Here is a 1,007-nt window from a genome sequence, read left to right as displayed (position 1 = left end):
CGCTCGGCATGGAAGCACAGAACATCTGCGCCAATGCCTTCGGCGCGCAACTGGCGCGCGAGGTCAAGCTCTATGGCGAGCTGGCCCGAACGCTCGACCTCAAGACCGAATGACCGCACACCCCAAGGAACCCATGATGAAGGCCATCCGATGCATGCTCGCCGCATGCCTCTTCGCCGCCGCGTCCGCCCAGGCCGCCTTTCCGGACCGCCCCATCACGCTCGTCGTGCCGTATGCGCCGGGCGGCTCCGCGGACGCGCTGGCGCGCGTGCTGGCGGTGCGCATGGGCGAGAAGCTGGGCACCAGCGTGATCGTCGACAACAGGCCCGGCGCCAGCGGAACCATCGGCGCGAGCTTTGCCGCCAAGGCCGCGCCCGACGGCTACACGGTGCTCTACGACGCCACGCCGTACTCGATCAATCCGCATCTCTTTCCTCGCATGCCGTACGCCGGCAATGCCCTGCAGCCGCTGGCGCTGGTCTCGCTGGCGCCCAACATCGTGATCGTCCGCGCGGAGTCGCCGGTGAAGAGCATCAAGGACCTCGCGGACAGGGCGAAGGCCGAACCCGGAAAGCTCAACTTCGCATCGGGCGGAAGCGGCACCGTGCAGCGGCTTGCGGCGGAACTGCTGCGCCAGCGGCTCGGGCTCGACATGGTGCATGTCGGCTACAAGAGCGGCGGCCCCGCCATCTCCGACGTCATGGGTGGGCAGGTCGACTTCATGTTCAGCACCATCGCCGCGTCGTACCCGCTCGTGTCCTCGGGCAAGCTGCGCGCGCTGGCTGTGTCGTCGCCGCAGCGCTCCGCGCGCCTGCCCGATGTGCCGACCATCGCCGAAACCGTTGCGCCCGGCTACGAGGCCTACGAGTGGAACGGCCTGCTCCTGCCGGCCGGCACGCCGGCGCCCATTGCCGACAAGCTCCACAAGGCGGTGGTCGATGTCCTGAAGAATGACGAAGTGAAGCGGCGCTTCGTGGACGTGGGCGTGCAGCCGGTCGGCTCGACGC

The 1,007-nt window shown here is 68.7% G+C and carries 1 protein-coding gene; it reads left to right on the top strand.

All coding sequences use genetic code 11. The annotated features are described in order from the left end of the window. Positions 1-136: 136 nt before the first annotated feature. Positions 137-1,007 (top strand): tripartite tricarboxylate transporter substrate binding protein (locus ACSFA2_RS26005; protein WP_435458205.1); only part of this gene is annotated, 871 nt, incomplete at its 3' end.

It is taken from the genome of Variovorax cryoconiti (assembly GCF_051216395.1).
Lineage (GTDB): Bacteria > Pseudomonadota > Gammaproteobacteria > Burkholderiales > Burkholderiaceae_C > Variovorax.
This window is presented reverse-complemented; position numbering and strand designations above follow the sequence as displayed.